This window comes from Catenibacterium sp. RTP21428st1_D7_RTP21428_210409 (genome assembly GCF_040227455.1).
Lineage (GTDB): Bacteria > Bacillota_I > Bacilli_A > Erysipelotrichales > Coprobacillaceae > Catenibacterium > Catenibacterium mitsuoka_A.
The window spans coordinates 1-8124 of record NZ_JBEHVX010000098.1 but is presented as its reverse complement, the minus strand read 5'-3'; the positions used below and the strand labels follow the sequence as shown (position 1 = coordinate 8124).

Genomic DNA, 8124 nt, shown 5'->3' with positions numbered 1-8124 from the left:
TTATGCTGCAAAACAAAAGCACCGTTGTGGTGCTAATGTTTGATTATTTTTGAGACATTATCAATTTCGGTTGACAGAGTAATTCTGCAATTGTTTTCGCTTACAGAGAATGATATAATATCCTAGAATGAGGTGAAACTATGAACGGATTAAAAGAACATAAATATATGGATTTCTTAACAACTATTGGCTATATCGTATTTGCATTATGCTGTGTGATTGGTTTCTTTGCACATTTATATATCTTATTTGCGGTAGGGTTTGTTTTGATTTTTGTATTAAGATTAATCGGATACTCTTTAGATCGCTTTAATGAATATAAGCGTGGCTATTAGTCTAGATTTCTAGACTTTTTTTATTGGATGTTAAAAGGATATGAGGCAATCCTCATATCCTTATTTTTTATTCTTCTTCACTAGATGGTAAAGTTTCTACAACTTCATGACATCTTGGACATAATCCATCTACTAATTCGCCTTCTTCGAACCAATTCCAGCATCTTGGACACTGAACACCATGGAATTTTTCTGCCTTGATAAAACAAGTTTCATATTCATCTTTACCTTCTGCATTATCATCTAAAGTCACTTTTGCGACGATGAATAACTGTTTCATAGAATCTTCTAATGAAGCTAAAGACTTATATTCATCCTTAAGAGTGATAGTAAGCTTACCTTCCATGTTAGAATTGATTACTTTTTCAGCTCTTAAGTTTTCTAATGATTTCATAACATCAGTACGTAAGTTCATGAATAAATCGAACTGTTCTTTTAATGCATCAGCATTTTCAATTTCGAACTTTTCTGGCTTAGCTTCTAGGAATACAGATTCTTCCTGTTTTGCATCACAATGGAAGTGATCATGTAATTCTTCTGCAGTGAAGACTAAGATTGGTGAGATTAACTTCATCATTGTCTTTGCATGATGATAAAGAACTGTCTGTACCTGTCTTCTTCTTGTAGAATCAGCCTTTTCGATATAAAGGATATCCTTTGTGAAGTCCATATAGAATGCACTTAATGTATTAGTGAAGTAGTTTAAGATTTCCTTGTTTGCTTCTGAGAAGTTATAAGAATCCATAGACTTATGATATGCATCCATTAAGTCATTTAACTTAGCTAACATATACTGATCAACTGGTTCTAATTCATTTACTGGTAATACATCAGTATCCTTGAAATCATTTAAGTTACCAAGTAAGAAACGCATAGTATTTCTTACCTTACGATAGCTTTCAGATACTTTCTTTAAGATATCATCAGAGATACGTACATCTGACTGGAAGTCTACAGTAGTAGCCCATAATCTTAAGATATCAGCACCCCATTTATTGATTGTCTTGATTGGATCTACAGCGTTACCACCAGACTTACTCATCTTTAATCCCTTACCATCAAGAGTGAAACCATGAGATAAAACTGTCTTATATGGTGCTTTACCATGTACTGCAGTACCGATGATTAATGAAGAGTTGAACCATCCACGATACTGGTCACTACCTTCGAAGTATAGATCAGCTGGATAACCTAATCCTCTTTCTACTAATACACCAGTATGTGATGAACCTGAGTCAAACCATACGTCCATGATATCTTTTTCTTTCTTGAAGATACCATTTGGTGAATGTTCGTTTGTATAACCTTCTGGTAATAAATCTTTTTCATCTCTTTCAAACCATACGTTTGAACCGAATTCTCTAAATAGTGCTGATACATGATCAAATACTTTCTGATCAATTACAGGAGTACCATCTTCACAATAGAAGATTGGAATTGGAACACCCCAAGTTCTCTGTCTTGAGATACACCAGTCACCACGGTCTTTAATCATGTTATAGATTCTAATATGACCCCATTCATTAATCCAGTTAACGCTATCGATTTCACTTAATAGTTTTTCTCTGATCTTATCGATAGAACAGAACCACTGGTCAGTTGCTCTAAAGATGATAGGCTTCTTAGTACGCCAGTCATGAGGGTAGCTATGTGTAATCCAAGTAAGATTTAATAAAGCGCCTAATTCTTCTAGTTTTACTGTAACAGTCTTGTTTGCATCATCAACATACTGCCCTGCAAGCCATTCACCACATGATTCCATCATGCAGCCATGTTCATCAACGTTTACAAGTACTGGTAATTTATATTTCTGACAGATGTTAAAGTCGTCTACACCGAATCCACTTGCTGTATGAACGCATCCAGTACCTGAATCAGTTGTAACATGGTCACCCATGATAACTAATGATTCTCTTTCTGGATAAAGTGGATGAGTACATGTGATGTATTCTAATTCTTCACCCTTGAAACGTTTTAAGATTTCTTTTTCTTTTAATCCAAATGTTTCCCATAATGAATCAACTAATTCTTCTAAGACAACAAGATTACCTTTTTCAGATTTAACTAATGCATAAGTGAAGCGTGGGTTTAAACAGATTGCCTGGTTTCCTGGGATTGTCCAAGGAGTAGTAGTCCAGATTACAAAGTAGCTATCATCACCTTCTAAGATACCTTTACCATCTTTTACCTTGAAACGTACATAGATAGTAGGTGATTTTACATCATGGTATTCTACTTCTGCTTCAGCTAATGCTGATTCAGATGAAGGTGACCAATATACTGGCTTTAATCCTTTATAGATTAATCCATCTACAGCCATCTTCGCAAATACATCAATCTGTCTTGCTTCAAATTCTTTATGTAAAGTTAAATATGGATGTTTGTAGTCCGCAAATGTACCTACACGGATACACTGCTGCATCTGACGTTCAACCTGCTTTAATGCATATGCATAACATTTTTCTCTGAACTTTGCAGTAGACATAGATTTTCTATCTACACCCTGCTTCTGAATTGCATTTTCGATAGGTAAACCATGAGTATCCCATCCTGGAATATATGGTGTATAGAAACCTTCCATATTCTTATAACGACAAATAACGTCTTTAATAACCTTATTTAACATATGTCCAACATGCATATTACCATTTGCATATGGAGGTCCATCATGGAAAATGAAATGTTCTTTTCCTTCATTCTGCTTGATCACCTTTTCATACATGTTAGCGTTCTGCCATCTTTCTACGTAAGCAGGTTCCTTAGTAGGAAGCTTACCACGCATCTCAAAATCAGTTTTTGGCATTAAGAGTGTGCTTTTGTAATTCATATATATCCCCTTTCACAAATAAAAAAACGTCCTTCATAAAGGACGTTTGCACGCGGTACCACCTTTGTTCATATCATTCGATATGCACTTAAGATCTTAACGCAATCAACGGCATTCCCTACTTTATTCAGGATGCAGCTCCAGAGTGATTCCTGACCAATACACCTTCACCGTTTCCACCACCCACGGTTTCTCTATAAGTTCTCTTGATCAGCGCTCTCTTTCTTCGCTTTTTTTTCTTCTTCATTAATTAAACTAAAAATTTCTGATTTGTCAATAGTTTCTAACAATTCTGTGCTAATTTTTACAATTTCAGCCCTAAAATCTTTTGCTTCATCCTTAAAACCTTCTACTTCATCACTTAAACCCTTCACATAATTCATAGACTCTTTAAGAATCATATTCGCATTATGCTTGGCTTTTGTAATGAGTTCACTGGCTTCCTTTAAAGCAAGACGGGAAATCTCTTCATTGGTCTTTCGTTCAATAGATTGACGATTAGCCATCGCGATATTTTCTTTTTTAACTTTATCCAATTCTTTTTCAAGTCTTCTGATTTGTAAAGTAGTTTCCTGAATTTTCTTTTCTAAAGTCTCAATCGTATCATCGACTTCTTCAGTATTATATCCACGAAGCTGCTTATTGAACATGTATCCCATAACCGTGTCCCCTCATCGATAATATTGGCCTTCTATTACATAATTATCCTGCTTTGTTCTTCTATCTGTTATGAATATCTTTACTCGGCCATGATGACGTAAAGATATTATAGCGTTATTATCGCATATTTTTGAAATATCTTCAATAACTTTGTAATTAAGCTTGACATACTGACCACGAATGGCTTCTACTGCTTTATTGCGAGAGATGCCAAATAATTGCGCAACCATCTTATCTAAACGCAAAGAAGAAACGATCACTGTTTTAGTATAGGTATCCTGCTGAATAGAAAGACGTTCTTTACTTTCTACTAAATGAATAGAAGAACGTTTGATACGTGTAAGATTCATACGAATATAATCACTATTTTCTGTCATACAGGCAAAGGAAAGTGGCTCTTCATTGATATCTCCGATACATTGACGCTTAATACCTAAATGCATTAAAGCCCCTAAGACATCGGAATGTTTAAGTTTTCCAAATGTATCATTGTAATCTACTTTAAATACTGTGACTTTAAAATCTTCAGGTTCAAATTCATAGAAATCAGGTGCTATGAGCACTCTTTTATTTTCTGCTCCATCAAATCCTCCATCTGCTTCTACTTTGAGTTCATGACCAATAACACTTTCTACAATGGACTGCTGATGTGGATCAAGAAATTGTGTAAGAATCATACGCTGTGAATAAAGTGCCTGATCTTTGTAATCTAATATTTTAGAGACGAATTCTTCATCACCTTTAAAATGTTCTAACATATTTCATAAAAAAAGTATTAGCGGATGCTAATACTTATTCCTCCGTACTTGTAGGTGTGTCATCATCAAGAGTAATTGAACCAGTTACACCAATGTTCTTAGGTGTACATAAGAAAATCTTAGGACCAATTACCTGAATATCACCATCAATTGCGAAAATAACACCAGTTAAGAAATCAACAACACGTTTCTGCTGTTCCTTCTGTAAACGATGCAGGTTAACGACAGCTGCTTTATTTTTCTTTAAATAACCACCAATTTCCTGAGAATCAGAATAAGCACGTGGTTCAAATAATACAAGACTAGAGTTGGCATCAAATGGCTTCAACATCTCACTTGTCTTTTTAGTCTTATTGTTTTCAAAAATATTAGAATTTTCTTCCTGTCCGTTTTGTGCAGTATTGTAGTCTTCTGTATATCCTTCTTCTTCACCGAATAACCAATCTTTAACCTTATCCATACACATGTAAAACCTCCTGTTTGTTTTGTTTATTATAACACATTAGTGATGTGATTTGTACACATTTCTATTTTCTAACCCAAAGATACGTGCAGAATATGATCCTGGTTCAGTATCCTTGAGGGCTTTTTCAAACATATTCATTCTTGCATCCACATTATCAATAAGTGTTAATGCTTCTGCTTCAGGAATCTGTGGAAGAACTGGAGAACCATATTCCTGTTTACCATGATGAGAAAGAATCATATGTTCTAGTAAGAATACTTCTTCTCCCTCGATATGTAATTCTTCTGCCATGTCCTTCACCATTGCATGACCAATAGAGATATGACCTACTAAGCTTCCTTCAATAGAATAAGCAGGAACAATAGGTCCAGTAAATTCTTTAACCTTACCAATATCATGTAGAATAACACCTGCATATAGTAAATCTGCATCTAAATAGCTATAAACGTTAATAAGCTGATCTGCAAGCTTCAACATACATAAAGTATGATAAAGAAGTCCTGAGGCAAAATCATGATGATTTTTAGTGGCTGCAGGATAGTTCACAAAAGCTGTATAATGTTTTTCAATAAGTCCATGAACAATCGCATAAAGACGAATGTTGTGGATCTTCTTCATATACATATCTAATTCCTTCTGCATCACTGCTTTTTCAATAGGTGGCTGTGGTAAGAATAAAGCCTTCTGTTCATCATTCATTTCAATAGGCTCAAGCTTAACGATTTTCATCTGTCTCATGCCCTTATAATTGATGATATCTCCTTTACCTCTTACAACCTGCCCTCTTTCAAATAAACGAATCTGCTCATCTGTGGCAGACCAGAGCTTTGCATCAATAGTCCCTGTTGCATCCTGTAAGACAATATTTAAATAAGAAGACTTGTTGGCACCATTTGTTTTACCTACAGTGACTGAGATAATAATAGCTTCAAAACCAACTGTTTCTTTTCCTGGATTCATTTCATTAATTTTAATCATTCAATTCACTCCATATTTCATCCATCACAATCAGGATATCTTCATAATCATACCCCTTCTGCTTAAGAAAACGGCTGATACGCATCTTTAATTCCTGATCATGATATTTATTTTGATAACGTTTATATGTCTTTTCACATTCCTGTTTTAATAAAGACAATGTACGTTCATGAGAAAATTCAAAATCATAGCTATTCATAACAGAAAGAATTGTATTTTCGCTATATCCTTTATTATATAAGGTTCTCTTGATTTTTTGAATTAATCCCTGTGGAGAAAGCTTTCTATTGTTTGAATAGAGCTGATCCACAATATTAAAAGCATATTCTATTTCTTCTGATTCGTCAAATTTTTCGATTTCTTCTTCAATTAAATGTTCTGGAATATCTTTATTCTTTAAATCAATAAGTGCCTTTTTTAAGCCTTTACCCTTCTTAAGAGTTGCATCAATATAGCTTCTTACATATTTACGATCATCTATGAGATGACGATCTGTTAATAATGCCATACATTTCATAATCTCAATTTCATTATAGTCTCCATAAGTTTCTAAGCGTTTCTTTAAGTCATGGAAACAATAGTCATGATAGCTAAGCAGTTTTACTGCTTTAAAATATAAATGTCTGATATTCTGCTTCTCTTTAAGAATATCTATAACTTCCTGATTGACACGAGTTTGAATGGCGAGATGGAATGTTTCTACATCTTCTATAGTACATTCAAGAGCTATTTTTCTTTTACCACTTACAAATTCTACTGAGACTAGCTTTTCATGTGGTTTTATTGAAGAGACTACAAAACAGTTTTCAAAATGATCAATAGAACTGTTATACACATGCATCACTCCTTTATAGAATGTATGAGAATCAAATTGTTGGGCATGCTTTGCTGCATACTCTTTATAAGGTGTAAGATCCTTATGAGATAATTCTATTACTTTTTTGATATATTCTTCTTGAGTATAAAAGAAATGACCATTACCACCCTCTACAATGACAGGATCTAAATTAGAATCGTATCTTGCAAGAACTGGTAAAGAAGAGGCCATTGCTTCAATAAATGTTAGACCTTGTGTTTCAGTTAGAGATGCTGAGACAAAAAGATCACCGGAATAATAGAAATCAGGAATAACGTCTGCACTTTGACATCCTGCAAAACGAATATAATCATCCATTTTTAAATCATGTGTTAATTGCATCAAAGTGTTCTTTGCAGGTCCATCACCTATAATAAACAATCGTATATTTGGATTTCTTTGAATGATTTCAGGCATTGCGTTAATGATGAGATCTAATGATTTTTCTTCAGCAAGTCTACCTAAAGAGATTAAATTAAAATGATCACTAAGGCCATACTCTTCTTTGATTTGATTTGTATGTTCTTTATTATATCTTTTAAAGCGTTCTAATTCGAGTCCAGTTGGTACAATATTGATTTCTTTTTTGATACCAATAGATTTCATCATAGAAGCTGTTTTAACACTAGGGACAATAAGAGAAGTTGTATGGGTTGTATATATCTTCATCAGCTTCTTTACAATCTTTTTTGCGATTGAATCAAATGGTTCGATTCCTTTAGTGACATAGTAAGTGTAGTCATAAAGATTGGTATGGAATGTATATACTGTAGGAATATTAAGCTTATAACCACATAATCGTCCAAATAAGCCTACGCCATATTCAGTCTGCGTATGAATGATATCTGGATTAAATTCTTTAATCTTTTTAAATATTTTATTATTATAAATGCCTGCCATACGGTATCCATAAATACTTTTAAGAGTGATTCCATTCATTCTAATAATAAATGGGTCATCTTCCATATGAACACCAAGAGGAGGAATTGTAGTTATAATCAAGACTTGATGACCATGTTTCATTAATTCATTTCTGAGTATACCAATTGATGAAACAACGCCATTAATATCAGGATAATAAGTGTCTGTAAATATCGCAATACGCATGTTGAATCTCCTTTAGCTTGCACTTACATTATACTGAATATAATAGAAAATTAAAACATAAAAAAAAGGACCTGGCAGCTTGCTATTGTCGCGTCTTCACACTATCGTCGCCGTTATGATGCTTAACTTCCGTGTTC

Annotated in this window: 7 protein-coding genes and 1 other annotated feature; of the genes, 1 reads left to right on the top strand and 6 read right to left on the bottom strand. The window is 33.9% G+C overall.

Translation table 11 applies throughout. The features are described from left to right. The first annotated feature begins 140 nt into the window (after positions 1 to 140). Positions 141 to 335: a hypothetical protein gene (locus tag ABUA27_RS11175; protein ID WP_022424664.1), complete on the top strand. Its 195-nt coding sequence runs from the start codon at positions 141 to 143 to the stop codon at positions 333 to 335. 67 nt (positions 336 to 402) lie between these two features. Here ABUA27_RS11175 and ileS read toward each other — a convergent pair whose 3' ends face one another. From ileS to ABUA27_RS11145, 6 genes are all read right to left on the bottom strand, one after another. After that, the gene (ileS, locus tag ABUA27_RS11170; protein ID WP_349820726.1) at positions 403 to 3162 is read right to left on the bottom strand and encodes an isoleucine--tRNA ligase; all 2760 of its coding nucleotides are present in this window, start codon (positions 3160 to 3162) and stop codon (positions 403 to 405) included. Between the two features lie 35 nt (positions 3163 to 3197). Then, positions 3198 to 3398 (bottom strand) — a binding site (T-box leader). Further along, complete coding sequence (locus ABUA27_RS11165; protein ID WP_129982003.1) at positions 3357 to 3821, bottom strand: DivIVA domain-containing protein; 465 nt, start codon at positions 3819 to 3821, stop codon at positions 3357 to 3359. It overlaps the preceding feature by 42 nt. A 12-nt stretch (positions 3822 to 3833) precedes the next feature. Continuing rightward, positions 3834 to 4580, bottom strand: a complete 747-nt coding sequence (locus tag ABUA27_RS11160) for a YlmH family RNA-binding protein (protein WP_287846654.1) — start codon at positions 4578 to 4580, stop codon at positions 3834 to 3836. Between the two features lie 34 nt (positions 4581 to 4614). Continuing rightward, the gene (locus ABUA27_RS11155) at positions 4615 to 5040 is read right to left on the bottom strand and encodes a cell division protein SepF (RefSeq protein ID WP_117459551.1); all 426 of its coding nucleotides are present in this window, start codon (positions 5038 to 5040) and stop codon (positions 4615 to 4617) included. A 42-nt stretch (positions 5041 to 5082) separates the two neighbouring features. Further along, positions 5083 to 6024 carry a 3'-5' exoribonuclease YhaM family protein gene (locus ABUA27_RS11150; protein ID WP_187012064.1) on the bottom strand — a complete coding sequence of 314 codons (942 nt, stop codon included), beginning with the start codon at positions 6022 to 6024 and terminating at the stop codon, positions 5083 to 5085. Beyond that, positions 6017 to 7987, bottom strand: coding sequence for a glycosyltransferase (locus ABUA27_RS11145; protein WP_349820725.1), 1971 nt, complete (start codon positions 7985 to 7987; stop codon positions 6017 to 6019). Before ABUA27_RS11145 ends, ABUA27_RS11150 begins: the two co-directional genes overlap by 8 nt. Between the last annotated feature and the right edge of the window lie 137 nt (positions 7988 to 8124).

Excerpts from the sequence above, each read along its gene's own strand:
- ABUA27_RS11150 (WP_187012064.1), bottom strand. The coding sequence starts at position 6,024 with ATGATTAAAATTAATGAAATGAATCCAGGAAAAGAAACAGTTGGTTTT.
- ABUA27_RS11175 (WP_022424664.1), top strand. The coding sequence starts at position 141 with ATGAACGGATTAAAAGAACATAAATATATGGATTTCTTAACAACTATT.
- ABUA27_RS11165 (WP_129982003.1), bottom strand. The coding sequence starts at position 3,821 with ATGGGATACATGTTCAATAAGCAGCTTCGTGGATATAATACTGAAGAA.
- ABUA27_RS11160 (WP_287846654.1), bottom strand. The coding sequence starts at position 4,580 with ATGTTAGAACATTTTAAAGGTGATGAAGAATTCGTCTCTAAAATATTA.
- ABUA27_RS11155 (WP_117459551.1), bottom strand. The coding sequence starts at position 5,040 with ATGGATAAGGTTAAAGATTGGTTATTCGGTGAAGAAGAAGGATATACA.
- ABUA27_RS11145 (WP_349820725.1), bottom strand. The coding sequence starts at position 7,987 with ATGCGTATTGCGATATTTACAGACACTTATTATCCTGATATTAATGGC.
- ileS (WP_349820726.1), bottom strand. The coding sequence starts at position 3,162 with ATGAATTACAAAAGCACACTCTTAATGCCAAAAACTGATTTTGAGATG.